Origin of the sequence: Amycolatopsis sp. NPDC051128 (assembly GCF_040682715.1) — a bacterium.
Lineage (GTDB): Bacteria > Actinomycetota > Actinomycetes > Mycobacteriales > Pseudonocardiaceae > Amycolatopsis.
Genome location: NZ_JBFBBN010000044.1, coordinates 47,377 through 71,231 on the forward strand (window position 1 = coordinate 47,377; position 23,855 = coordinate 71,231).

General features: G+C 72.1%; 20 protein-coding genes and 1 pseudogene. 10 read left to right on the top strand and 11 right to left on the bottom strand.

Going from position 1 to position 23,855, the window contains the following annotated elements; all coding sequences use genetic code 11:
* Window positions 1–228: 228 nt before the first annotated feature.
* From AB0M82_RS34070 to AB0M82_RS34100, 7 genes are all read right to left on the bottom strand, one after another.
* The gene (locus AB0M82_RS34070) at window positions 229–1,710 is read right to left on the bottom strand and encodes an arabinofuranosidase catalytic domain-containing protein (RefSeq protein WP_364730905.1); all 1,482 of its coding nucleotides are present in this window, start codon (window positions 1,708–1,710) and stop codon (window positions 229–231) included.
* A gap of 279 nt (window positions 1,711–1,989) precedes the next feature.
* On the bottom strand, window positions 1,990–2,352 hold the full coding sequence (locus AB0M82_RS34075) for a zf-HC2 domain-containing protein (protein ID WP_364730908.1): 363 nt from the start codon (window positions 2,350–2,352) through the stop codon (window positions 1,990–1,992).
* Window positions 2,349–2,858 carry a sigma-70 family RNA polymerase sigma factor gene (locus AB0M82_RS34080; RefSeq protein ID WP_364730983.1) on the bottom strand — a complete coding sequence of 170 codons (510 nt, stop codon included), beginning with the start codon at window positions 2,856–2,858 and terminating at the stop codon, window positions 2,349–2,351. Before AB0M82_RS34080 ends, AB0M82_RS34075 begins: the two co-directional genes overlap by 4 nt.
* Window position 2,859: 1 nt before the next feature.
* Window positions 2,860–3,639, bottom strand: a complete 780-nt coding sequence (locus AB0M82_RS34085) for an enoyl-CoA hydratase-related protein (RefSeq protein ID WP_364730911.1) — start codon at window positions 3,637–3,639, stop codon at window positions 2,860–2,862.
* Window positions 3,640–3,649: 10 nt separating this feature from the next.
* Window positions 3,650–4,861 (bottom strand): hypothetical protein, encoded by a 1,212-nt coding sequence (locus AB0M82_RS34090; protein WP_364730913.1) that lies wholly within the window; start codon window positions 4,859–4,861, stop codon window positions 3,650–3,652.
* Window positions 4,858–6,396 carry an amino acid adenylation domain-containing protein gene (locus tag AB0M82_RS34095; protein WP_364730915.1) on the bottom strand — a complete coding sequence of 513 codons (1,539 nt, stop codon included), beginning with the start codon at window positions 6,394–6,396 and terminating at the stop codon, window positions 4,858–4,860. Before AB0M82_RS34095 ends, AB0M82_RS34090 begins: the two co-directional genes overlap by 4 nt.
* A gap of 250 nt (window positions 6,397–6,646) precedes the next feature.
* The gene (locus tag AB0M82_RS34100; RefSeq protein ID WP_364730917.1) at window positions 6,647–7,999 is read right to left on the bottom strand and encodes a protein kinase; all 1,353 of its coding nucleotides are present in this window, start codon (window positions 7,997–7,999) and stop codon (window positions 6,647–6,649) included.
* Between the two features lie 286 nt (window positions 8,000–8,285).
* Here AB0M82_RS34100 and AB0M82_RS34105 point away from each other — a divergent pair, with 286 nt between their 5' ends.
* Complete coding sequence (locus tag AB0M82_RS34105) at window positions 8,286–9,404, top strand: substrate-binding domain-containing protein (RefSeq protein WP_364730919.1); 1,119 nt, start codon at window positions 8,286–8,288, stop codon at window positions 9,402–9,404.
* 478 nt (window positions 9,405–9,882) lie between these two features.
* Window positions 9,883–10,854 carry a helix-turn-helix domain-containing protein gene (locus AB0M82_RS34110; RefSeq protein WP_364730921.1) on the top strand — a complete coding sequence of 324 codons (972 nt, stop codon included), beginning with the start codon at window positions 9,883–9,885 and terminating at the stop codon, window positions 10,852–10,854.
* 25 nt (window positions 10,855–10,879) lie between these two features.
* On the opposite strand, the gene AB0M82_RS34115 is transcribed toward AB0M82_RS34110, so the two are convergent.
* Window positions 10,880–12,253 carry a serine/threonine-protein kinase gene (locus AB0M82_RS34115; RefSeq protein ID WP_364730924.1) on the bottom strand — a complete coding sequence of 458 codons (1,374 nt, stop codon included), beginning with the start codon at window positions 12,251–12,253 and terminating at the stop codon, window positions 10,880–10,882.
* A gap of 411 nt (window positions 12,254–12,664) precedes the next feature.
* Between AB0M82_RS34115 and AB0M82_RS34120 the strand changes: the two genes are divergently transcribed.
* From AB0M82_RS34120 to AB0M82_RS34145, 6 genes and pseudogenes are all read left to right on the top strand, one after another.
* On the top strand, window positions 12,665–13,516 hold the full coding sequence (locus AB0M82_RS34120) for a substrate-binding domain-containing protein (RefSeq protein ID WP_364730926.1): 852 nt from the start codon (window positions 12,665–12,667) through the stop codon (window positions 13,514–13,516).
* Between the two features lie 199 nt (window positions 13,517–13,715).
* Window positions 13,716–15,173: an RICIN domain-containing protein gene (locus tag AB0M82_RS34125; protein ID WP_364730928.1), complete on the top strand. Its 1,458-nt coding sequence runs from the start codon at window positions 13,716–13,718 to the stop codon at window positions 15,171–15,173.
* A 140-nt stretch (window positions 15,174–15,313) separates the two neighbouring features.
* Window positions 15,314–16,129, top strand: coding sequence for a hypothetical protein (locus AB0M82_RS34130; RefSeq protein WP_364730931.1), 816 nt, complete (start codon window positions 15,314–15,316; stop codon window positions 16,127–16,129).
* A gap of 697 nt (window positions 16,130–16,826) precedes the next feature.
* Window positions 16,827–17,114, top strand: a pseudogene (locus AB0M82_RS34135) (IS5/IS1182 family transposase); the annotation flags it as partial.
* Between the two features lie 43 nt (window positions 17,115–17,157).
* Window positions 17,158–17,547 carry a transposase family protein gene (locus AB0M82_RS34140; RefSeq protein WP_364730986.1) on the top strand — a complete coding sequence of 130 codons (390 nt, stop codon included), beginning with the start codon at window positions 17,158–17,160 and terminating at the stop codon, window positions 17,545–17,547.
* 174 nt (window positions 17,548–17,721) lie between these two features.
* Window positions 17,722–18,492 (top strand): sugar phosphate isomerase/epimerase family protein, encoded by a 771-nt coding sequence (locus tag AB0M82_RS34145; protein ID WP_364730934.1) that lies wholly within the window; start codon window positions 17,722–17,724, stop codon window positions 18,490–18,492.
* Between the two features lie 186 nt (window positions 18,493–18,678).
* On the opposite strand, the gene AB0M82_RS34150 is transcribed toward AB0M82_RS34145, so the two are convergent.
* Entirely contained in the window at window positions 18,679–19,350 is a 672-nt protein-coding gene (locus AB0M82_RS34150; RefSeq protein WP_364730937.1) for a lytic polysaccharide monooxygenase auxiliary activity family 9 protein, read from the bottom strand.
* 743 nt (window positions 19,351–20,093) lie between these two features.
* Between AB0M82_RS34150 and AB0M82_RS34155 the strand changes: the two genes are divergently transcribed.
* Both AB0M82_RS34155 and AB0M82_RS34160 read left to right on the top strand, forming a co-directional pair.
* Entirely contained in the window at window positions 20,094–20,903 is an 810-nt protein-coding gene (locus tag AB0M82_RS34155; protein ID WP_364730939.1) for a nucleotidyltransferase family protein, read from the top strand.
* The gene (locus AB0M82_RS34160; protein ID WP_364730942.1) at window positions 20,900–21,631 is read left to right on the top strand and encodes a metallophosphoesterase; all 732 of its coding nucleotides are present in this window, start codon (window positions 20,900–20,902) and stop codon (window positions 21,629–21,631) included. Before AB0M82_RS34155 ends, AB0M82_RS34160 begins: the two co-directional genes overlap by 4 nt.
* A 13-nt stretch (window positions 21,632–21,644) precedes the next feature.
* On the opposite strand, the gene AB0M82_RS34165 is transcribed toward AB0M82_RS34160, so the two are convergent.
* Complete coding sequence (locus tag AB0M82_RS34165) at window positions 21,645–22,037, bottom strand: hypothetical protein (RefSeq protein ID WP_364730945.1); 393 nt, start codon at window positions 22,035–22,037, stop codon at window positions 21,645–21,647.
* Window positions 22,038–22,264: 227 nt separating this feature from the next.
* Complete coding sequence (locus tag AB0M82_RS34170; RefSeq protein WP_364730948.1) at window positions 22,265–23,851, bottom strand: SMI1/KNR4 family protein; 1,587 nt, start codon at window positions 23,849–23,851, stop codon at window positions 22,265–22,267.
* Window positions 23,852–23,855 lie beyond the last annotated feature (4 nt).

The following is a 23,855-nucleotide window of genomic DNA, read 5'->3' on the forward strand; positions in this document are numbered from 1 at the left end:
AGGGTAGCGGCTTCGCGCAAGGGGAGAAGACGCTTTCCGGACCGGAAAGGTACTGGCGCTTCACGGATTTCCCCCTCACCGCCGGGAGGCGGGTCATCCGGCCGTCCGTCGCCAGGGCCCGGCGGGCGGCGCCGAGGTGGTGTCGCCTCATGTCAGGGTCCCTCGAAGGCCGGTGGTGGGCAGGGGTTCGCCGGCGACCCGGCGCGGGTCGCCGGCGAAGACTCCGGTTCAGCGGTAGCCGGCCGCGACGATGTTGGCCTGCACGGCGTTCTCGGTGGCGTCGGACGGATAGCCCGAGACCATGGCTCCTTCGTAGAACGTGCCCGCGCTCAGGTTGGCGCCGCCGTCGGGCTTGCAGCAGTCACCGCCGCTGCCCAGGATGATCGCTCCCTGCTTCTTCATCGGGTTGTACCCGGACGGGAGCGCGCCGTCCCACAGCGTGGCGAGGCTGCCGGACTGCGCGTTGCTGCCCTTCATCGCGAACCGCGTCGTCCCGTTGTTCTTCAGCGTCGCGGTGACGAACTTGCTGGTGAAGGCCCGCTGGTTCGGGTTCCAGCTCTTGCTGCCGCCGGGGAACAGGCCCCATTCGAGGTCGGCCTGGACCCAGGGGCCGGTGCCGGAGCAGCCGCCGAACCAGCACTGCTTGCTGAAGTTGATCGCGTCCATGGCGCCCGCGGCGTCGGCCTTGCGCGTGGTTTCGCTGTTGCCGTAGTCGAAGCAGCAGCCGCTGTTGACGTGCGTGCCGCTGGTCACCATGTACATGCCTTCCGGCGCGCTCCCGGTGGGGACGCCGGTGGCGGAACCGTTGCGCCAGTAGCTGTTGCCGGGGTTGATGTAGAGCGAGTAGGCCTTGTTCCCGCCGGCGGTCAGCGACTCCGACGTCGCGTTCGCGGGCTTGCTCTGGGGCGACCCCGGCACCTGGCTCGAACCCTGGTACCACAGGTCGTTCCCCCGGCCGGACTGGTCGTAGACCACGGTGACGACGCACGAGGTCCCGGCGCAGAACGAGTCCTGCGTCGCGGCGTTCGCGACACCGCCCGCGGCCAGGACGGCGACGTTGCGGGTCGTGTTGTCCGACGAGCGCCGGACCTGGTAGAGGTTGCCGTTGTACGTGCTGTACAGCGCCCGCACGGTGCTGTGCGCCGCGACGCACGGTGTCCCACCGGAAGCGTAGATGTCGCAGGGGCTGGCACCTGGAGGTGGCGGCGTCGTGGGCTGGCTCCACTTCTGGTTGGTCTGCCCGTGACAGGTCCACACGATGACCGCGGTGCCGTTGGCCGTCTGCGCCCCGTTGACGTCCAGGCAGAGTCCTGATTGGACAGCGGTGACCGAGCCGTCGGCGTTCGCCCGCCACTGCTGGCCGGCCTGCCCGCCACACGTGGCGATGATCGCCGCGGTGCCCGCCGAGGGCGGGCTGGCGGCGGTGTCCACGCACCGGGTGCCGTTCGCCGCCCGCAGCTCACCGGCAGCGGTGAATTCGAACGCCTGGCTCGCCTGGCCGGTGCAGTCCCGGATCTCCAGCGCCGTCCCCGGCGTGTCCACGGCGCCTTTCGCCTGCAGGCACCGCCCGGACGCCGCGCTCACCAGTGGCGCCGAGGCCGCCGACGCCACGGCCGGCATGGTCACCGTGCCGGCCAGGACCGCCGCCAGCACCGTCAGCACGGGTACCGGACGGAGTAAGCGCTTCCTCAGCGAGGACGCGGAATTCATGGCTTGCTCCCGGGGGTCGCCGTCCGAGGAGGACGTTGGCTGCTGAGTTTGGTGCTCGCCGCGCGGACTCGTTCCCCCATGAGTCCGGCTCATCCTGGCCACCCATGACAGCGCTTGGTCCGGTACCCAGTCAAGAGCACGGCATGGCCTGGTTCGAGATTTTTCCGGACGAGCCGCGGAGTCGATGGGATACTACTCATCAACGGCTTTCGACCGCCTCGGCGCGGACGTAACTTTCATCCCGGAAATGTAATTTTCAGGGCCACGACGCCGATCGCGTCACCGGCGCCGGGCCTGGTTCCCGCGGCTCGCTCGGGCGGCGGCCAGCGCGAGCGCGGCGCCGGCCGCGGCGGCGCCGGCGAGGGCCGCGGCGAAGCGGGCTCGTTCCCGTCGCCGGGAAAGCCGGGAAAGCCGGCGCGGCGGGGCCTGCGGTGGCGGCCCGGCCGGGTCCAGGAGCTCGAGCGCCCGCTCGGGGGACAACGAGGCGAGGATGCCCGGCATCCCGGCCAGCTCGCCGACGTTGCCGGCGCAGGTCGGGCACTCGGCGAGATGACGCTCGAGCTCCCGTCGTTCGGCGGGGGAGAGCGAGCCCAGTACGTAGGCGACATCCCAGTCGCGGTACGGGTCCGCCGGGGTGTTCAAGGCCCGGTCACCCCCCGCTCCTGCAGCGCGAGGCGGAGGGCGCGGAGACCGTAGTGCAGCCGCGACCGCACGGTGCCCGGTGGTATCTCCAGGACCTCGGCCAGCTCGGCGACCGACTGCCCGAGGTAGTACGCGCGCAGGATCACGGTCCGGTGGTCCAGGGTCAGCTGGACGAGGGCGTCGGCCACCAGCCAGGCGTCCAGCGCCGATTCCGTCGGGTCCGTGCGCTGGGGCTCCGGGACGTGCTCGCTGCCGACCTCCCGGCGGGCCCGCGCGCTGCGCCGCTCGTCGATGACCACGTTGCGGGCCACCGTGTAGAGCCACGCCCGCGCCGCGGCCATTCCTTGTTCGAGGATGCCGGGGGTCTTCCAGACGCGCAGCAGCGCTTCCTGGACGACGTCGTGGGCGAACTGGTCGTCGCCGGTGAGCTGCAGCACGTAGCGCCACAGCCCGGGCGCGTGCTCGTCGTGCAGGACACGCAGCTGGGCGGTGCGGCTCTCGTTGATGTCACACCTCCCAGTGCCGCGAGAACGCGGGCTCGCGCTTGGCGAGGAAGGCCGCGGTGCCCTCGTGCCGGTCGGGCGTGGTGAACGCCTGCCGGAACGCGGCCAGCTCCGCCAGCAGGCCGGTGCGGACGTCCTGCCCGCGGGCCGCGTTGATGGTGGCCTTGCACAGGGAGACGGCGGACGGCGAGTTCCGGCCGATCGCGGTCAGCGTGTGCCGCGCGGCCGTGAGCATGGCGTCGCGGTCGGGGAAGAGCTCGTTCACCAGACCGATCCGCTGTGCTTCGGCGGCGTCCACCCGCCGGCCGGAGTAGATCAGCTCCCGCGCGCGGGCCGGCCCCACCTGCTGCTGCAGCCGGACGCACCCGCCGAAGCCCGGGATCAGCCCGAGCGTCACCTCCGGCTGACCGAACACCGACTTCTCGGTGGCGTAGACGAAATCGCACGCCAGCGCGAGCTCGCAGCCGCCGCCGAACGCGTAGCCGTCCACGCAGGCGATCACCGGGACGCGGACGGATTCGAGCAGGCTGGTGACCGCCTGCCCGAGCCGTCCGAACTCCTCGCCCTCTTCGGGGGTCATCCGGGCCATCTCGCGGATGTCCGCGCCGGCGACGAACGCCGGCCCGGGCGCGCCGGTGAGGATCAGGGGGCCGGTGGCGCCGCCGACCACGTGGAGCAGCTCCGTGAGCGTGCGGCGGGAGAGGGCGTTGCGTGCTTCGGGGCGGGTCACGGTCACGGTCGTGATGCCGTCCCGCGTCTCGGTGCCGAGTGTCCGGTAGTCCATTGCCGTCTCCTCAGGAGTCCCATATCGCGCCGAAGGCCGGGATGCCACGGGCTTCCAGTTCTTCGACGACGTGCCAGGTGGTCTTCTTGTTGGAAATGCAGATCACGGCCTCGGCGCCGGATTCGGCCCAGGCCTGGCAGGCCAGCGCGACGAGGTCGGGTTTGCCGGTGCTGTCGGTGTCCCAGACGATCGCGTCCGGCTGGGCCCCCAGGATTTCGTCGACGAGCGCGTCGCCGTAGGTCTGCCGGGGATGGCGCGTCGACCAGACCAGGCGCGCCGGGGTGGCACCCGAGAGCAGGTGGGGCAGGCACGGCCCGATCCCGCTGCCGGTCGCCACCCACACCACCGACGTGAAGAGCTTGTCGATGTTCCCCACGCCCGCGGTCGGGATCCCCTTGACCCACACGCGAGCGGGCCGGTCGTCGATGAGCGCGCCGGTCCAGTCCCCGGCCCGCGAGATCGTCAGCCGGAACCCGGTGCGGCCGGGAGCGGGCACGTTCGCGAAGGAATGCCACTCCACCAACGGATTGCGGCTCACCGCGGTGGAGGACCCGGCGAACGGGGTCACCCCGTGGTCGAAGTGGACGATGGCCACGTGCGGCGAGGGCCGGACGATCCGGACCGGGACCCGGCGCAGCCGCAGCCACGGCAGCACCACGCTGGCGACCACGACCGGCAGGAGCCAGAGGGAAATCCGGTCGCCGGACAGCACCGAATGGACGGCGAGCAGGACGAGCACGGCCCAGCCGCCGAACCGGTGGGTCCGTTCGAACCGGTCGTGCCGGCGGGCCCGGACCGCGGGGAGCGCGAACCCCACCAGCGCGACCAGGAGTGCCGCGATCGTCCACGTCAGGATGTCCGCCCGCGTGGTCGCGGCCAGGACGAGGAACCACGCGGTGGCGCAGCACGCGGCCCCGACGTGCAGGCCGCCGAAGTGGTAGACCTTGCCCAGCGCCCACCGGACCCGCAGCGGCCAGTGCTTCGGCGCGCCGGTGGCGAGCCGGAACAGCAGGTTGATCACGTACTGCTGCCGGATCAGCACCGCCAGGGTGAGGTTGGCGGCGATCATGGCCGGGGCGTCGACGGCGAAACACCCGAGATTCACCAGCACGACCGCGGCGGCGAGCCGGTTGTGCGGGGTGAAGGGGCGACGCCGGAGCCGGGCGCGCAGCGAGCTTTCGGCCGGCGGCACCGTGGTCCGCCGCGTCGGTGTCTCCGTCACGCCACGGTCTCCAGCACTCCCGGCTGGTCCAGCCGCGACAGCAGCGCGCGGCGGTCGACCTTGCCGCGGTCGGTGACCGGCAGCCGGTCGACGGGCAGGATGACCGTCGGCACGCTGTAGTACGGCAACCGCTCCTCGACCGTCCGTCGCGCGGAATCCGGCGACACGGTGCCGGGGCTGACGAACCCGACCAGCCGGCCCTCGTGCAGCACGGTGGAGGCCCGCACGCAGCCCGGACTCTGCTCCAGCGCGCAGGTGACGGCGTCCAGTTCGATCCGGAAGCCGCGCACCTTCACCTGGTCGTCGGTGCGGCCGTGGTGTTCCAGCTGCCCGTCCGGGGTCCACCGCGCCAGGTCTCTCGTGCGGAACATCCGGTGCCGGCCGCCCAGGAACGGGTCGGGCCGGTAGCGCTCGGCGGTCAGGACTTCGTTGCCGAGGTAGCCGGCGGTCACGCACGCGCCGCCGGCCCACATCTCGCCGACTTCGCCGACCGGGCACGGCTTCAGCTCGTCGTCGAGGATGTACACCGTGGTGTTCGGGACCGGACGGCCGATCGTGAGGACACCGTCACGGCGGTAGCGCTGCACCGTGTTGACGATCGTGACCTCGGTGGGGCCGCAGGAGTTGTGGAAGACGGCCCGGCGCGACCACGTTTCGGCCAGCGCCGGCGAACACCGCTCGCCCGCCACCGCGACCGTGCGGACGCGGCCGCAGGCGTCCGGGTCCAGTCCGGAAAGGACACTGGGCGTCGCGATGATGACGTCGGCGCGGCCGGCGGCCCGCTGGATGTCGTCATCGCGGATCAGCAGGGTTCCGCCGTTGGCCAGGGTGCCGAGGATCTCCCACGCGGCCATGTCGAACGCGATGTTCAGCAGCTGGGCGACGCGCCGGCCCGGCCCGATGCCCAGCGAACCCGGCCGGGTGAGCAGGACGTTGCACAGGTTGGCGTGCGTGACCTGGACGCCGTTGGGCCGCCCGGTCGTCCCGGACGTGAAGATCACCATCGCGGTGTCGCCGCCGGGTAGCCCGGCCGGCCGGGGTGGCGTCCCGTCGGGCACCGTGTCGATCGGGACGATCTCGCCGATGCCCGCCGGCAGGCTCGACGCGTGCGCCGCGGTCGTCAGCACGATGCCGATGCCCGCGGTGCGCACGATGTCGCGGAGCTGCCGGGCGGGCGTGATCCTGACGTCCTGGGGCACATAGGCCGCACCCGTCTTGAGCACGGCGAGGATGCCGACGACCATCGGGATCGACCGGGTCAGGAACAGCCCGACCCGGTCGCCCGGGCGCACGCCGAGCCCGGTGAGCAGGCCGGCCAGCCGATCGGCCCGGTGCTCGAGTTCGGCGTAGCTGAGGGACTCGCCGAGGTGCTCCACGGCTGTCTCATGTGGACAGCGGGCGGCCCACGCCTGGATGGCGTGGTGAATTCGGCTGAACGGAGGCAGAGCCGTTGGTCCGGCCCCGAAGAGCTGGAAGGTCGCGCGGTCGGCCGGGGTGAGCGGGTGCAACGCGGAGAGCTGGAACGGTGCTGTCACGATGAATGTGCCCCTTCATCGAGCTGTCGCGGTCAACCCACTGGAACGAGATACCCCCGCCGTTTGTTCAATCCGGACACGGCCTTTACAAACCGGCACGGCGAAGCTACCCTCGGGTATGGGAGCGCTTCCAAGATCGCCGCAGATGGGTCGGGAACGGTTTCCCTTTTGTCTCAAGGATTCACGTAGTTCGGCTCGCCTGGTCCGTCCTTAGAGGACACTCGCGAGGCGCGATGCGCCACGGCCGGCGTCAGCGGGTCTCGCACGCCAGGGCAGGCATGGCTTCGAGCCGTGTCTTCGCCACGGCGATCAGCCCGAAGGTCGTCGACTCCCCGGCCCGCACGGTGGCGTTCCACTTCTCGCCGACGACGGTCACGGTCGGCCCGTGCTGGACGAGCTTGCCGTTCCAGAGGTCGTCGACGCGCGCGCCACCGGGCATCTTCCAGGTCACGGTCCAGGCGCCGAGCGGCGTCGGGCCGTCATTGCGCACGGTGACCAGGACCTGGTACCCGCCCATCCACGACTTGGTGACTTCGAAGCGGGCACTGCAGACCGGCGGGGAAGCCGCCGGGACGTCCGAGGGCGCGGGTGCGGCCGAGGAGGACACCGTGGCCCGGGCCTGGACCGCCGGGCCCGCGTCCGCTCCCGAGCCGGGCACGACGGAAACGCCGACGAGGACACCGGCCGCGACCAGGAAGCCGGCCACGGCCCCTCGCGTCAGGGCGCGGCGGCGCGCGGACGGCGCCGCCGCCCGGCCCGGATCGGCCGGCGGGGACGGCGTCCGATCTTCGGCCACCGCGGCGAGCAGGGTGGCGGCGTCGGCCATGCCGGGCCGCTCGCGGGGATCGCGGCGGAGCAGCCGCTCCAGGACCGCCGTCAGCGGCCCGGCGTTGAGCGGTGCGCCGATTTCGCCCAGCGCCACGCGCTTGAGCAGCGCGAGCGGGTTCTCCCCGACGCCGAAGGGTGGCTGGCCCTCCACCGCGGTGTACAGGCTGGCGCCCAGGGAGAAGACGTCCGACGGGTAGCCGGCCTCCGTGCCGTTCGCGACTTCGGGGGAAAGGTAGGCGGGCGTGCCCACGACGAGCCCGCCGCCGGTCATCGTGCCCTCGCCCATGGCGTGGGACACCCCGAAGTCCGCGATCTTCGCGGTGCCGTCCGGCGCGACCAGGATGTTGTTGGGCGAGACGTCGCGGTGGAGCACCCCGGTGGCGTGCGCCGTGGCGAGCGCGGACGCGACCTGCCTGCCGAGCCGCGCGACCCGCCGGGGATCGAGCGGCCCGTGTTCTTCGAGCAGTTCGGTCAGCGGCCGGGAAGCGAAGTACTCCATGACCAGGTAAGGGGTTCCGTCGCCCTCGACGACGTCGTGCACGGTGATGGCGTGCGGGTGTCTCAGCCGGGCGGTCACCCTCGCCTCGCGCATGGCCCGCACGACGGAGCGGAACGGCGCGGCCGCGTCGGCCACGGGCTCGCGGGCGAGCTGCTTGAGCGCCACGACGCGCTCGAGCCGCTCGTCCCAGGCCCGCCACACCACGCCCGCCGCGCCCCGGCCGATCGCACTCAGCAGCCGGTAGCGCGCCGCGATCAGCTGGCCTTCGTGCGCCACAGGTGCTCCCCGCCTCGACGATCTCTACCGGGGATACGGCGGCGAACGGCGATCGGTTCGGTGGTTCGGCGGATCTCACTGACCTGGGTGGCGGCATTCGGCCGTTCGGGTCCGTGCGGCGCAACGGATTGTGCCTTTCCCGGAAAGGTGGGGCCGCCCTTCCCCGTGTGGCATAGTTCCCGGTCGGCAACTCGCTCGAATTCGATCAGGAACGATCGGGAGGCACCGTGGTCTCCTCGGATTCCCCGGGCCGTGCGCCGGTTCCCCGCCGCGGCGAGCGTGCGCGATGATGCTGGCCGCGGAGCGCCACGAGATCATCCTCGCCGAGGTGCGGCGGCACGGCACCGTCCGGCTGGCCGACCTCGTCGAGCGGCTCGGCGTCTCGGCCGTGACCGTGCGGCGCGACGTGACCGAACTGGCCGATCGCGGCCTGCTCGACCGCGTCCACGGCGGCGTGACGCTGTCCCGTGTCCGCGCGGGACAGCCGGAGCCCCACCGGAGCGGCCTCCGGCCGGCCTCCGGTCCGGTGGCGCCCGGCGCGGTCGTCGGCATGGTGGCGCCGTCGGTGGAGTACTACTGGCCGCCGGTGATCCGGGGTGCCCAGACGACGGTGGCCGCCGCGGGCGGGCGCCTGGTCCTGCGCGCGTCGAGCTACGACCCCGCCGAAGACCGGCGCCAGGTGGCGAACCTGCTGGAACGGGGCGTGCAGACCCTCCTGGTCGCCCCGTCGACCGAGGGCCGGGCCGGGCGGGAACTGCTCCGCTGGCTCGGTTCCCTCACCGTCCCGGTGGTCCTGGTCGAGCGCCTGCCGCCGCCCGACCTGCCGACCCTCGGCCTGGACGCCGCCACGACGGCGCACGCGCTCGGCGCCGGCCTGGCCGTGCGCCACCTGGTGAGCCTGGGCCACCGGCGGGTCGGGCTCGTGACGTCGCGCTCCAGCCCGACCAGCCACGCCCTGCGCCGCGGGTGGCGCGAGGCCATCGAGTCCCTCGGGCTGGAGGCGGGCGGGTCCGGCGACACGGACGTGCCGCCCTACGGCTCGGCGGGCTGGGCGGAGTCGTACGACGACCTGCTTTCCCGCCTGTGCCGCGACGGGGTCCGCGCCCTTCTCGTGCATTCCGACCGGGAGGCGATCGGGCTGGTCGAGCGGGCCAGGGATCGCGGCGTCGCGGTGCCGGGGAACCTCGCGGTCGTCACCTACGACGACGAAGTGGCCGCGGCGTCCGACCCGCCGTTGACCGCGGTCTGCCCGCAGAAGCACCGGCTGGGCGTGCTGGCCGCGGAACTGGCGCTGGCGCGGGTCACCGACGCCGGTGACCGGCCGGTCCACCGGGTCCAGCTCTGGCCGACCCTGGTCGTGCGGGAATCGTGTGGCGCGCTCGCGACGGCTCCGGCCGGGGAATGACGGAAATACCGGGCGGGCGGGAATTCGACGATTCGCCCACCGGCCGCGTCGAGGCGGTGGCCCGTGCTCAGCGCGCCGGTGGCAGGAATCGGCCAGGCCGTCCGGCTGGCTGGTTTGTGCCAATTGCTCGTCGGCGATCGCGTTCATTCGTACGATGATCAACCGTCGGGTGGCCGGTCGCGCCGGGCTTTCGTCACAATACGGTTTGGTCTTCGACCCCCCGCCGTTGACCGGCAGGCGGCGGTGCCCTACCTTTCGTGAAAATCATTCATGTTCGTGGCGGTGAAGACGCTGCCCGGACATCCCCGATCGCCGGTGGCCGGCTGATGTATCGCGCCCGGCCGGCCACCGGTTTCTGCATTCGAGACCAAGAAACCCCTCGAAGCCGCCTTTGGCCAAACCGAAGATGGCCCGTTCGGTCCAACGGGTTGCGCTGATCGTTTCCGTGTTCCCAGGAGGACGACCTGGGAGGTCAGGCATGCTGGAACGGCTCGGCGTCCCGGCCGACGACGATCAGGTGTACCTGGTCCTGCTGCGAAACCCGGGACTGACCAGGGCCGACGTCGCCGAGAAGGCGGGTCTCGGTGACCGCTCCGTCGGCCGCGCGCTGGCACGGCTCACCGAACTCGGCGTGGTGAGCCCGCTCGCGGGCCGCCCCGCGCGGTACGTCGCCGCCGCCCCGGACACCGCGGTCGAGGTGGTGCTCGCGCGGTACCGGCAGGCCGCCGCGCTGGCCAAGGCCGAGGCGGAGCTGTTACTCGCCATGCTTCCCTCGGCGGATTCCCAGCGCGGTGAAGACCGCCTCGAGCTCGTCGCGGGTCCCCGGGCCGTGCGGGCCCGCCTGCGGCAGGTGCTGGCCACGGCGGAGCGGGAGCTGCTGGTCCTGGGCCGCCTGCCCGGCGCCGACGCGCCGGAGCCCGGTGACGACGACTGGCCGGATCCCGGCCGGCGCGGCGTGCGTGGCCGGCGGATCTGCTCCCCGGCGGACTGGACGGTCCCGGGTCGCGCCGTCGGCGAATCCACGCAGGTGCGGATCCACGACCGGCCGCCGACGGAGCTGGTGATCGCCGACCGCGCGGTCGCGCTGCTGCCCTTCGTGGCGGGCCCGGCCGGTGCCGACGGGGTGCTGGTGGTGCGGTCGCCGCAACTGCTCGGCGTGCTGGTCCTGCTCTTCGAAATGCTGTGGGAGGCGTCGGTGCCGCCGGACCGGCGCGCGGACGCCGGGAACCCGGAGAACCGCTTCGACGAGCGGCTGCTGCTCCTGCTCGCCGCCGGCCTCAAGGACGAGGCGATCGCCCGGCAGCTCGGCGTCAGCCTGCGGACGCTGCACCGGCGAACGAGTGACCTGCTCGACCGCCTCGGCGTGCGAACCCGGTTCCAGGCGGGCATGCGGGCGGCTCAGCAGGGCCTGCTCTCCACCGCGGTGGTGCCCGATAGCACCGCGGAGTGAGGCATGCGCCCCATCGCCGCGCCGGTCAGCTCGGCCGGCAGGTGAGGACGGGGACTTCGCCGCCGCTGTTCGTGACGTTCTGGTTCAGCCCGAACGTCGTCGTGGCGTGTCCTTCGAGCAACGCGTTCCAGCCGGCGTCGGTGACGACCACCGTCGAGCCGTTCTCGACGAAGGTGCCGTTCCAGAGGTCGCGGATGTCCGTCCCCGGCGGCAGCACCCAGCTGACCACCCAGCCGCCGAGGCGCGCCGGTTGTTCATTGTGGACGGTCACCTGCACCTGGGCCCCGCCGGGCCAGGAGGTCGTCACCTCGTAGCGCGCGGTGCAGCCGGAGCGGGCCGAGGGGACCGCGGAGGCCGTCCGCCGGGGCGCGGGCGCCGGCGTGGCCGTGGTGGTGGCGTGGACGGTGTGGTTCGCGGTCACGGTGGCCGGCGGCGGTTCGAGGGGGGCCGCCGCCGGCTCGGGACGGCCGGCCGGCGTCAGAGCGAACACCGCGCCCGCGGAAAGCACCCCGGCGGCGATCCCGGCCGCGGCCGCCCGGTGCGGACGTCGCGGGCGCGCGACCACGGGCGGGGCGGCGGCGGGCGCCGCGACCGAGGCCAAGAGGCTCGCCGCTTCCGGCATCGACGGGCGGCCCGCGGGGTCGCGGCCGAGCATCCGCACCACCACGCCGGCGAGCGGCCCCGGGTGAGCCGGCGGGACGAGTTCGTCGTCGGTGATCCGCCGGAGCAGGGCGATCAGGTCGTCACCGGAGCCGAACGGCGGCGCGCCCTCCAGCGCGGTGTACAGCGTGGCGCCGAGCGAATACACGTCGGAAGGCAGGCCGCCCCCGTGCCCGGCGGCGACTTCCGGGGCCAGGTAGGCGGGGGTGCCGACCACGACGCCGTCCCCGGTGATCGGGCTTTCGCCGAGCGAGCGCGCGACGCCGAAGTCGGTGATCTTGGCGGTGCCGTCGTCGGTGACGAGCACGTTGTTCGGCGTGACGTCGTGGTGGAGGATGCCGGCGGCGTGCGCGGCGGCCAGCGCCGAGGCGATCTGGTGCCCGATCCGGGCCACGTCGTGCTCGGTCATCGGCCCCTGCTCGACGAGGAGGTCGGTCAGCGACCGGGACGGAAGGTATTCCAGCACCAGGTACATCGAGCCCGCGTCTTCGAACACGTCGTGCACCGCGATCGCGTGCGGGTGCCTCAGCCGCGAGGCCAGCCGGGCCTCCCGGATCGCCCGCTCGCAGTTGTCGAAGAGCGTGGCCGGCTCGGCGCCCGGGTCCTGCAGCAGCTGTTTGACCGCCACCACGCGGTCCAGCCGCTCGTCCTTGGCCTGCCACACCACGCTCATCGCCCCGCGGCCGACCCGGTCCAGCAACCGGTACCGGCCGTTGATCACGCGTTCTTCGAAACCCACCCCGGATCCTCACGACGATTGTCGAAACCGGCCGCCGGCTCGAATCCGCGTCAGTCTTTCGGCCCGGCTGAATCAGCGGCACGGTATTGACGGTGCACTTCTTAGCAGATGACCGATGTGTCCCAGGTCTCATTCCGCCGGTTTGCGGCGGGAAAGTTGCCCGACGGCCGTCCGTGCGCGCACCGGCCTCGTCGAATTCGGTGATTTCGTGCTCGCGGCGGCCAAGTGGGCCTGGCGGTTGCTCCGTCCGGGCGCTTCGGCGAGCCGGCTCCGCGAAAGTGGTCGCGACCTGGTGTGTCGAAATGATCACGACGGCGCGGCGATCGCGGGATTTGCGGTGGCGCCCCGTTCTCCTTAGTCTCCGCGCGGGACGATTAGTGGTTCTCGCGGGCTACCGGGAGGTGTCCAGGGGTGGAGCCGGAAGACCTGGACGCCACACGGATCGCGGACGTGCCGCGGCACGATCGATTCCGCTCGATCGGCGTGGTCGCGTCGACGCTGGGGACGCTGGGCAGCAGCCGGACGCTCGAGGCCATCGCGACCGCCGCGGCGGCCGAGGGCTACGCGACCACCCTGATCCCCGTGGAGGTGGTCGGGCGGCTCGACCGGGAAGCCGTCGACGGCGTGGTGGTCCTCGTCGGGGACCACGAGGTGAACGGGCGCGAGATCGAGCTGCCGGACGGCGTGCCGGTGGTGGTCGTCGATTCGCGGCCGCGCGCCGGTCATCCGGTCGTCGACACCGACCAGGTCCAGGGCGCCGCGCTGGCCACCGAGCACCTGCTGAAGCTGGGGCACCAGACCGTCTGGCACATCGCCGGGCCGATGGACTCCTTCGCGGCGAAACGCCGGGAATGGTCCTGGCGCGAGACGCTGATCCGCTACGACCGGGACATCCCGCTGGCGGTGGTCGGGGACTGGTCGGCGGATTCCGGGTACCGGCTGGGGCAGGTGCTCTGCCGGGACCCGGCCGTGACGGCGGTGTTCGCCGCGAACGACCAGATGGCGCTGGGCCTGCTGCGCGCCCTGCGCGAGGCCGGGCGCTCGGTGCCCCGTGAGGTCAGTGTCGCCGGTTTCGACGACATGGCCGAGGCCGCGTGCTTCTGGCCGCCGTTGACCACGGTCCGGCAGTCCTTCGACGAACTCGGCCACCGGGCGGTGCGGACCCTGCTCGACCGGATCGTCTCGGGCAGCTCGGATGAGGTGCGCGCGCTCGTGCCGACCACGCTGGTGGTCCGGGGGAGCACCGCGCCGCCGCCGTGGTGATCGCCGATCGCGGGAATTTCGGCGTGAATCGTCGAAACAACCGGGAGGTCGCCGCCGTCGAACCGGGATACCGCCTTCGGTTTTGACCGTTCCTGAGCTTTTCCGATCGCATCGTGGCGTCGCGGCGGCCGGTTCCGTTATCGATGGTACCGACGCCGACTTCGGCCGGCACCGGCGCCGGCTTCGGGAAGGATGACCCATGGGATCGCCGAACCAGGTGGTTGCTCGCGGAGCTTTCTCCATTCTGCTCAGACTGCTGGCGGTGTTCGCGCTCGCCGGTGGGTTGCTCGCCGTCGGCCCGAACCAGGCGAACGCGTCCACCGCCCAGTTCAAGGGCGTGAACTGGGCGGACCAGCGGGACAACTTCGTCAACGGGGTGCTGTACCCGTCGGGGCTGGGTTCCGGGGACACGTACACGTCCGCCGCCGCGGTGGCGGAGCAGGTGGTCGGGCAGATGTACTCGATCACCGGGGCGAACACGGTGCGGATGCCGATCAACGAGCCGACCGTTTCGAGCTATTGGGGAACCTACACCGGGGCGATCGACACGGCGCTGACCAAGGGCAAGGTGATCCTGGCCTACTGGGCGTACACCGGCGGCAAACCGGTGAGCACCACCGCGTTCTACCAGATGTGGGACAAGGTGGTCGCGAAGTACGGCGGCAACCCGAACGCCTACTTCGAGGTCATCAACGAGCCGGCCGGCTACAACATCGGCAGCCTCGACAACATGTACAACGACTGGCTGAACCGGTACTCCGCCGTGCCGCGCGGCCGGGTCATCCTCGACGGTGGTGGCCTGGCCCAGAACGTCGCCGGAGTCGGCGACGACCACCGTCTCGACAACACGTTGCTCGCGGTGCACGACTACTCGTTCTTCGCCGGCTACGAAAGCGAAACCGAGTGGGCGAACCACATCGCCGGCTACATCGGCGCGTACGCCGCCCGGACCGTCGCCACCGAATGGGGCGGCCCGATGGGGCCCGGCAGCAAGAACGGCGTCCACTACGACACGATCGACTACAACGTTCCCAGCGGATCGTTCTTCGCCGACTACATCCGCGGCGTCAGCGGCAAACTGCGTGCCCTCGGCATGGGCAGCGTGTACTGGCCGGGCCTGCGCGACGGCGACTGGTACAGCATGACCACCAAGAGCGGAACCGGGGCGGGCATCAAGCTGTCGCTGGTGAATCCGTCCGGGCTGGCCCGGCTGCAGTACGCCTGGGGCGCCGGGGACGCGGGCGGCACCTACGTCCGGATCGTCAACGCCGCCACCGGCCTGTACATCGACGGCCTTGGCCGCACGGCCACCGGCTCCACCGCCGGCCAGGGGAGCGGCAGCGCCGGCCGGGCCGAGCAGCAGTGGGTCGTCGAGAACTCCGGCAACTACGTGCGCATCAAGAACCGCGCCACCGGTCTCTACCTGGACGGCGCGGGCCGCACGGCCAACGGGGCCGCCGTGGCCCAGTACGCCGACAGCGGCAGCGCGAACCAGCAGTGGTCGGTGGTGACCGACGCCAACAACGTGCGCATCAGGAACCGGGCGACCGGCAAGTACATCGACGGCATGGGAAGCGCCGGCAGCGGCGCCGACCTGGACCAGTACGGCGACAGCGCGAGCGGGAACCAGAGGTGGAAGATCGTCGCCGCCGGCTGAACGGCGTACATATACGTGAACGCCCGTCCCCGGAGTTCGCCCGCTCGCGTGGTTCAGGTTCCGGACGGCCGTCCAGTGGGTAGCCCTCACTGTGAGGTTTGGCAGGCCTCCGCCTGCTGCGACGAGTGAGAGGTGATCACATGAGCCAGGGCGACGCTCCGGTCGGACGATCGGTGAAAACGGCGGCGGCCGGCGTACGGGATCTCGCCGCGGAAGCCGCGCGGGTGGGGGCGGCCGCGGCCGCGCGGGCGGTCGAGATCACCGACCGGAAGCTGGCCGAAAGCGCGGGTGAACTCGCGAAGGTGGGCCGTGCGGCGACCAAGGAACTGGACAAGAGCACGCGGGCCGCGCGCCGGGACGTGCTGGCGAACTCGACGGCGGCCCGCGACGAAGTGCTGGCCAGGGCGGGGAAGATGCGCGACCCGGGCCGCAAGGCGGCGCAGGCCGTCGCGGCCGTGGTCGGGTCGGCGGGCGAGTCGGGCCGTCGGCGGCGGAAGACCGTCGCGGCCGCGAAGCGCGATCTGGCCGTGGCGCTCCAGGAGGCGAAGAGCGCGGCCCGCGGCGATCGCACCCGGCGGGCTCGCTGGCCGTGGCTGGTGGCGCTCGGCGTGCTGGCCGCCGCGATCGCGGCCGTCGTCCAGGTCCGGCGGTCGAACCCGTTGGCGGAGAACGAGACCGCCGCGCGACCGGAAGAGAAGCCCGCGACGCAGTCGTCGGACAACACGGCCGCGTTGCCCGCCGAGAAGCCCGCATCGGAGAAGCCGTCCCCGTCCGGACAGCCGGCGGCCCCCACGGCGCCTGCCGCGCCTACGGCCGTCAAGCCGCCGCAGCCCGCGACCCCCAAGGCGGCACCGCCGGCACCGTCCGGCCAGACGGTCACGCAGCCGGCGGGGAAGCCCGCCGAAGGCACGAACGGCCACGCCCCCGCCGGACGCGGTCAGAACAAGGCCCGCTAGCTCCGCTCGGCGAACCGGACCACTGCCCGCACCCGGGAGCACCCCGGGTGCGGGCATTGACGCTCTTGTGCGCCGCGCCCGCCCGGCTTACGCCCCAATATGGCGTTGGGTCAAGGCCGGGTAGTTAAAGGATTCCTCTGCCGCGCAAGCGGTCAACGGAACGGCCGTGAATGGCACATTGAGGGACTCTATGTCCCTCAATGCGACATTCACGGCCTTGGGCGAGCACCTGAAACCGGGCTAATCGGGCTAATCGGGCAGCTTGACAGCTCTCTGCCGCAGCTAACTGCCCGGCCTTGGGCGTTGGTTGCGTCCAACGCACCCAATGTGGCGTTCGGTGCGTTGGACGCACCCAATGCCACATTGGGGATTTTTCATCCTGTTGGTGCTGGTCAGTGGGGTTGACAGCGCTGGTTGTGGTTGTGGGGTAACGGGGTTTGGTGGTTGCCGGCTTCTGGTCGGGAACGCGGCGGAGCCCCCGGATGTTGATCAAGTCGTGACTCAAGAAAAAACGTCCGGGGGCTCCGCGCCCACTGTCTCACACCCCACCACCGCGACGATCTCCTACCGCAGTGCCCTGCCGGTATCAGCGGCCACGATCGCCTGGCTGACCAGCCTGATCACCGCACACCGGGCGAAGATCGGCTCCCGCTGGCGCAAGGTCACCCCGGCCCAGCAGGCGATCCTGGTCCTGGCGATGCTGCGCAAAGACGAACGCCTGCTGGACCTGGCCACCCCGAACGGGATCTCCGCCTCCACCCTGCGCCGCTGGCTGCTGGAAGTCATCACCCTGCTCGCCGGCCGCGCCCCCAGACTGCCCCGGGTCCTGCGCAGACTGGCCGCCCGCGGGGCCGTGGTGGTGCTGGCCGACGGCACCCTGATCCGCACCCGCCGCCGCACCGGCAAGAACAACCGCCGCCACTACAGCGGCAAACACAAACACCACGGCCTCAACGTCCTCGGGTTGACCGACGAACACGGCCGGCTGCTCTACGTCTCAGCAGCCCTGCCAGGCAAAAACCGCCGACATCACCGCCGCCCGCCACCACCGCATCCGCGAACAACTCCACCAGCACCGGCTGACCCCGGCCGCGGACAAAGCCTTCCACGGCTGGCACAAAGACGTCCGCGAAACACGAGACTGCGACATCTGCGGCGGCCCGTGTGAGCAGGTGGTGCTCACCCCCTACAAAGCCGAAGCCAAACGACCGCTCACCGAGGCCCAACAGGCCGCGAACACGGTGTTCTCCGCGCTGCGCTGCGCGGTCGAGGGCGGCTTCGCCGCCCTCAAAACCTGGCACATCCTCGACAAACTCCGCCTCCACCCCCGCCACGCCACCACCCTCATCCGCGCCCTGCTCGTACTCACCCAACACGAGCAGAGCGCCCGCGACACCGCCCGGCACGCCACGGCCTGACCACTACCAGACCCTGTCAACCCACCCCGACCAGCACAAACCAGGATGAAAAATCCCCATTGGGGCGCATGAGCCCGGCCGTCACAGCCCGGCGCGACCTGGACCCGTGGACCGTGGCGAACGGTCGGTAAGCGCTTTCCGGGTTATGATCGACACGACGGGTGGAGGTTGTCGATGGGGTGGCGGTTCGCGGTCAGCACGCTGGGCATGCCGGGCGAGCCGGTGCGCGACGCCGCACGCACCGCGCTCGCCCACGGTTGCGAAGGCCTGGAGCTGCGCGTGCACCCGGACGAAGAGGTCCACTTGGGACTGCCCGGCCCCGCCGTCGATCGCGTGCGGTCCGGCCTCGCGGACGAGGGGCTGGCCGTCGCGTGCCTGGCCGGGTACGCGAAGGTCGCCGCGCCGGGCGCCGACGGGCCGGTGATCGGCGAACTGCGGGCGCTGATCGAGCTGGCGCACCGGATCGGCACGCCGGCGGTGCGCGTCTTCCCGGGCGGCGACGGCGACGCGCATCCCCGGATCGCCGCCGTCCTCGACGACCTCCGTGACGCCGGCGTGCGGCTGCTGGTCGAGACGCACGACTCCCACCCGACCGGGGCGGCGGCCGTGAGCCTGGTCGCCGGGTTCGGGGCGCCGGACCTGGCCGCGGTGCTGTGGGACGCGGTCCACCCGTGGCGCGCCGGCGAGGAGCCGGCCACCACCAAGGAGGTGCTCGGCCCCTACCTCGGCTACTTCCAGGTCAAGGACGCCGTGAGCCGGGACGACCCGACGCCGGTGCCGCCGGGGGAGGGAGCCGTCCCGCTCGGCGAATGCGGCGAGCTGCTGCGCTCGTGGCCGGGCTGGGTCTCCCTGGAGTGGGAGAAGGCGTGGTACCCGGAGCTCGCCCCGGTGGAGGTCCCGCTGCGCGCGGCGGCGGCCTGGGTCGACCGGCACGCACCGCGTTAGTGCGGCCACTCGGCTGACTGCCGCCTGGCCGGTTACGTGGAGGGCATCTCCGGAATCCTCCGGATGGCGTAGTGCCGCGGCAGGGTGCGATCTTGGGGCGCCACCGAGTTCTCTTCGCATCGGCCCGCGTGGTACGAAGCCCGGGCCGCGGCGGTCGGCGGGACGACGGCCGCGGCCCGGCTCGGGCTAACGACCGGAGAAGTTCACGTCACTGCAGAAGTAGTACGACTGGTCGAGGTGGCTCGCCTGCCAGATCGTGTAGACGATGTGCCGCCCCGTCCTGGCGCCCGCGTTCACCGTGACCTGGTACTGCCCCGCGGGGGCGATGCGGCCCGTCTGGGCGACCAGTTCGAGGTTGCCCCAGCCCAGCGGCTGGGTCGCGGCGTCGAAGCCCTGCTTGGTGATGTACACCCGGAGGTAGTCCGCGCCGTGGCGGGCCTGGTCGGTGATGGTGAGCGTGAACCGGTTGTCCTTGTTCGCCATCTGCCAGGCGCCGACCTTGTCCAGCGCGTTGTACCGGGGGCTCTGCGTGCGGCCGCCGCTGCACAGCGTCCCGTCGGGGATCGCCGCCTGGTGGTTGCCCGCGACCCCTTCGCGGTAGAGCCCGTTCCAGTTCCACATCGCGTTCGGGTCGGCCTGCCAGGCCTGCCAGCACATCGGGTCCCGCGTCGCCATGGCCGGGTTCTGGAAGTCGCTGCCCCAGCGGTTCCAGCAGCCGTAGTTGCGCGACGGCGGGTCGGTGGCGGAACCGTGCGCGTCGGCGACGCCGGTGAGCACTCCGCCCAGCAGCACGGCGGCCACGGCCGTCACCACCAGGGAGAGCAAGGTCTTGCGAGGGCGAATCCGTCGGGGAACCACACTGTCCTCCTTCGTCCGGCGAACCGATCGGTTGGGAGCGCTCCCAATCATGCGTCGGTGACCATACGCGGTCGCGGTCGCCGGTGGCCAGGAACAAACCACCAGGAACTCCTTGTGGTGCCTGGGTTTCCGCCACGGCGCCGTACTGAACGGCTCCTGAACGGCCGAGGGATCCCGGTTCACGTCCCCTGATCGGTCCCGTGCCCGGGAACGCGCCGTGAGCGCGGCGCCGCGTGACTGCGCCGCCCAGGCGTATCTGGAGAATTCGTCACCGGAGGGCGGGCGAGGGCGCACGAACCGCCGTGTCCGGTGGGGACTTGAACTAACCCGGAGAGGCACTTCCGCGCCTTCGGTGGGTGCCGACGGAAGCCATCGACAGGGCGGCTGGCTACCCGGGCGGTTCCGGGATAAACCGGTCGGCAGGAGACAGCGCGGGACCCGCGGCACCCGGCGATCAACGGGACGGCGCAGAACAGCGCCTCCAGCGGCAGCGTGCCGCTCACCGTCCACACAGGACAGCAGGACCGGTGGGCCGGCGCCCCGCGGCGACGGTGGCAGGCCGATCATCCGGGCGACCGCTCCCGCCGTCCACGTGGACGCTGTCGGCGAACGCGAGTTCGGAGCGCTCCGCACGACCGGTTGCGGCAGGCCACTCAACCCATCCAAGGTCGGGCATCGGGCTCCCCGGCCCGCCGGTCGTGAACGGCGGTTAGGCCCGGCCCGGTGGCGGGTAACCCCCGGGCATGGAAGCGGAGGCGCTGCTGCAGAGCCTGACCCGCGTCGTGACCGCGCTGGATGGCACGGGCATCCGGTTCGCCGTCGCCGGCGGGCTGGCGGTGTACGCCCGCGGCGGCCCGCCGTCGGACCACGACGTCGACCTGTTCCTCAAACCCGGAGACGCCGAACGCGCGGCGGAGGTCCTCACCGCCGCTGGGCTGCGCCGCGTGCACCCGCCGGAAGACTGGCTGACGAAGGTCTACGACGGCGACATCCTCGTCGACCTGATCTACGGGCCCAACCACCGGCCGGTGACCGACGAACTGCTCGACCGCGCCGCGCTGATGCGGGTGGGGTCCACCGCGGCGCCGGTCGTCTCCGCCACCGACCTGCTCGTGGACAAGCTGCTCGTGCTGAGCGCACACCGATGCGATTTCGAGCCGCTGCTGCAGATCGCCCGCGACCTACGCGAGCAGGTCGACTGGACCGACGTCGCCGTCCAGGTGTCGGCGTCCCCCTACGCCCGGGCGTTCCTGAGCCTGCTCGGCGACCTGTCCGTCATCGACCCGAAGGAGGCACTCGTGCCCGAACCACCGCAGTATCTCGTCGCCCGGCTCAGCCGGGTCCTGGCCGAAGACCCCCGCACCGCCGAGCTCGGCGTGCACGTGACCGTGCGGGGCGACCACGTCCACCTGACCGGCGAAGTCACCTGCCCCGCGCGGAAGGCGGAGGTGGACGCCGTCGTCGCCGAATACCTGACCGAAGAGCTGGTGCACAACGACGTCCGGGTCGCCGACGTCCGCGAACCGGCCGGCGCGGAGGAGATCAGCCGATGAGGATCGCCGCGGTCGGGGACGTGCACCTGGGCGAGGACTCCCGCGGCCTGCTCCGGCCGGCGCTGGAACACCTGGCCGGCACCGCCGACATCCTGCTGCTGGCCGGTGACCTCACCCGGCACGGCACCGTCGAGGAAGCCCGCGTGGTGGCCGACGAGCTCGCCGGGCTGGGCGTGCCGATCGCCGCGGTCCTCGGCAACCACGACCACCACAGCGACTCGGGCGAGGTGATCGCGAACCTGCTCCGGGAGACCGGGGTCGTGGTGCTGGAAGGCCACGCGGCCCGCTTCGACCTGCCGGACGGGTCGCTGGGCGTCGCCGGGGTCAAGGGGTTCGGCGGCGGGTTTGCCGGCAAGTGCGCCAGCCGCTTCGGCGAGCGGGAGATGAAGGACTTCGTCGAGCACACCATGGCGTCGGCGGACTCGCTGCGCGAAGCGTTGTGCAGCCTCGACACCGACGTCGTCGTCGCGCTGACCCACTACGCGCCGATTTCCGGGACCCTGCACGGCGAGCCGCCCGAGATCCACCCGTTCCTCGGCTCGTACCTGCTGTGCGAGCCGATCGACGAGGTGGGCGCGGACCTGGCCCTGCACGGGCACGCCCACTTCGGGTGCGAACAGGGTGTGACGCCGGGCGGGGTGCGCGTGCGGAACGTGGCGCAACCGGTGATCAGGAAGGCGTACGCGCTCTACGAGCTGCATCCGGCCGAGCTGGCGGCGCGCCGGTAGCGGCGGGAACGGATCAGAACTCGTCCGCTTTGGTCAGCTCGTGCTCGAAGGCGTCCGCCCGGGCGACGACCGACTTGAGCGGGCGCTCGAACTCGTGCTCGATGCTGAGCCCTTCCAGGGGCACGGTGTGCTTGAGCAGCGCGACCCCGTCCACCACGGCCGCGCCGCCGGCCGCCGCGCCGCCCGCGAGTTCGAGCAGCTTCCGCAGGTCGATCGAGTCCGCCCAGCCCACCGGCGAGGAGATCTCCACCCAGGCGGCGCCGTCCTGGTCGGGGAGGTGGTGCGCCGTCGCCTGCTGGGTCCGGTCGCCGGGGCCGTGGAGCCGGAACCGCAGCCAGCCGTCCGACTCCTCCAGGACCTCGTACCGGGTCCGGACAAAGTTGATCACGTCGGTCCAGCTGGTCACCTGCTCCGCCTTCCGCTTGGGACTGTCTTGCGCGGTCGAGCATCTCACGTCCGTCTAGGTGACCAGGCCCCGGCGGTAGGCGTAACCGGGGCGGCGCGGCTGCGACGGAACGCTGGAGCCGCGGTGGCCCGGAATCGTCACCATGCGGTGGGCATTCGCGGGTAGCTCGTTCGGGGGATGGTGGCTGTTGGTTCGCGGTCAGCCTGGGCTGTGTCAGCGTGACCGAATCACGGCAGGGCTCCGGAGATGTCGATAACCGCGTCCCCGTCATCGCCACCGCCGAAGGCAGTTCGCAGCTCGCTCATCTCCCGGAGCGTCGTCCGCCCGGTGACGAACAACGCGGCCAGCCGCGGCAGCGGCCGGCCGGTGGCGAGCAGGGCGCGCACCTGGTCCGCGTCCAGCTTCAGCACCCGCAGGGCCGGCAGGTCGCAGACCGGCCCCCAGTCCGGCACCGCCGATCCGGCGAGGCCCAGCCGGGTCAGCCGGGGTAGCGTGCGCAGCACGGCGAGGTCGAGCGGTTCGGCGACCCCGTCCAGCTGGAGGTCCCACAGCACCGGATGCCCGGCGACCGCGGCGAGATCGACCTGCCGCGCGTCGATCTGCAGCGACTCCAGCGCCCCGAGCCCGCCGATCGACGGGAGCACCGCGCCGGCGCGGTTGACCCTCAGCAGCCGCAGCGACGGCAGCGGTTCGAACACCGCCAGGCCGACGTCGCCGGGGTCGTTGAGGTAGACCTCCTGCACCAGCTCCCGCCCGGGGAACCCGGCCACCACCGTGGCCAGGTCCAGGTCGGCCGCGTCCGAGATGACTTCGGAGTAAGACCGCGCCGGGTCGTCGCGGAGCCCGGTCTCCGGGGACAGGTACCGATCTCCCGGGTCTTCGTACCGGCCGGCGCGCAGGGCCTCGACGACCTCGGTGAGCATGTCGGTGATCGACGCCGAGACGTAGCGCAGGGGCCCGTAGATGTCCCGGCCGTATTCGACGACCTGGCCCGAGCGGCCCCGCTCGGCCGGGTCGAGGTCCACGGCGAGGTAGTTCATCGCGCGGTCGCCGCCGAAGGTGACCCACCAGTCGTTGCGGGACAGGCGTTTCACCCGTCCGGGCGGCGCCGTCTCGAACACGACGCCGTCGTCGTCCGGCTCGTCTTCCCAGCCGTACGAACCGGGTTCGCCCCCCAGGTACGTCTCGACGAGCCGGTCGAGGGGGTCGTGGGAGTAGGGGCCGAGCAGGCCGCTCTCCCGCGGGTCGCCGTCCGCCACGCGGTACAGCGCGCGCAGGTCTTCCGGCAGCCGCACGCCGATCCGGGTTTCGGCGGCGGCCAGGTCGGCCTCGGTGCGGCCGGACGGCCACGGCGGGGGAGCGCCCTTGATCGCGGCGTACCGCTCGGCGAACTCCCCGGCGAGCCGGGTGACGTCGGCGAGCACGGCCGGATCCGTCGGCGCCCCGGTCGGCGCCGCGGCCGCGGGCCGGGGCAGGCCGGGCCGCGGGTGCCCGGGGTAGCGGAACTCCGCGTCGAACACGATCCGCCCGGGTGACACGGAAGCGACGTCCGGCTGGGCGGTGAAGGTGTAGTGACCGCCGGCGGCCAGCCGGACCTCCAGCGCCGCCGGCGGCCGTTCGAAGAGGACCTCGGCGATCGGCGTGTAGTCGACGGCCAGGTGCGTCCGCACGTCACTCCAGGCGTGGCACGAAACGGCGCCACCGGTGTGCCGCAGCTGCAGGGTGGCGGCCGACCACCCGGCGCCGGCGCCCGCGCGCAGTGCTTCGGCCATGGCTCTCGCGATCTCGCCGAATCCGGCGTCCCCCGTGGTCATGGGG

What these genes read in the sequence shown, in the direction of transcription:
- AB0M82_RS34070 (WP_364730905.1), bottom strand. Translation starts at nt 1,710, where the DNA reads ATGAATTCCGCGTCCTCGCTGAGGAAGCGCTTACTCCGTCCGGTACCC.
- AB0M82_RS34085 (WP_364730911.1), bottom strand. Translation starts at nt 3,639, where the DNA reads ATGGACTACCGGACACTCGGCACCGAGACGCGGGACGGCATCACGACC.
- AB0M82_RS34105 (WP_364730919.1), top strand. Translation starts at nt 8,286, where the DNA reads ATGATGCTGGCCGCGGAGCGCCACGAGATCATCCTCGCCGAGGTGCGG.
- AB0M82_RS34110 (WP_364730921.1), top strand. Translation starts at nt 9,883, where the DNA reads ATGCTGGAACGGCTCGGCGTCCCGGCCGACGACGATCAGGTGTACCTG.
- AB0M82_RS34125 (WP_364730928.1), top strand. Translation starts at nt 13,716, where the DNA reads ATGGGATCGCCGAACCAGGTGGTTGCTCGCGGAGCTTTCTCCATTCTG.
- AB0M82_RS34130 (WP_364730931.1), top strand. Translation starts at nt 15,314, where the DNA reads ATGAGCCAGGGCGACGCTCCGGTCGGACGATCGGTGAAAACGGCGGCG.
- AB0M82_RS34145 (WP_364730934.1), top strand. Translation starts at nt 17,722, where the DNA reads ATGGGGTGGCGGTTCGCGGTCAGCACGCTGGGCATGCCGGGCGAGCCG.
- AB0M82_RS34155 (WP_364730939.1), top strand. Translation starts at nt 20,094, where the DNA reads ATGGAAGCGGAGGCGCTGCTGCAGAGCCTGACCCGCGTCGTGACCGCG.
- AB0M82_RS34160 (WP_364730942.1), top strand. Translation starts at nt 20,900, where the DNA reads ATGAGGATCGCCGCGGTCGGGGACGTGCACCTGGGCGAGGACTCCCGC.
- AB0M82_RS34170 (WP_364730948.1), bottom strand. Translation starts at nt 23,851, where the DNA reads ATGACCACGGGGGACGCCGGATTCGGCGAGATCGCGAGAGCCATGGCC.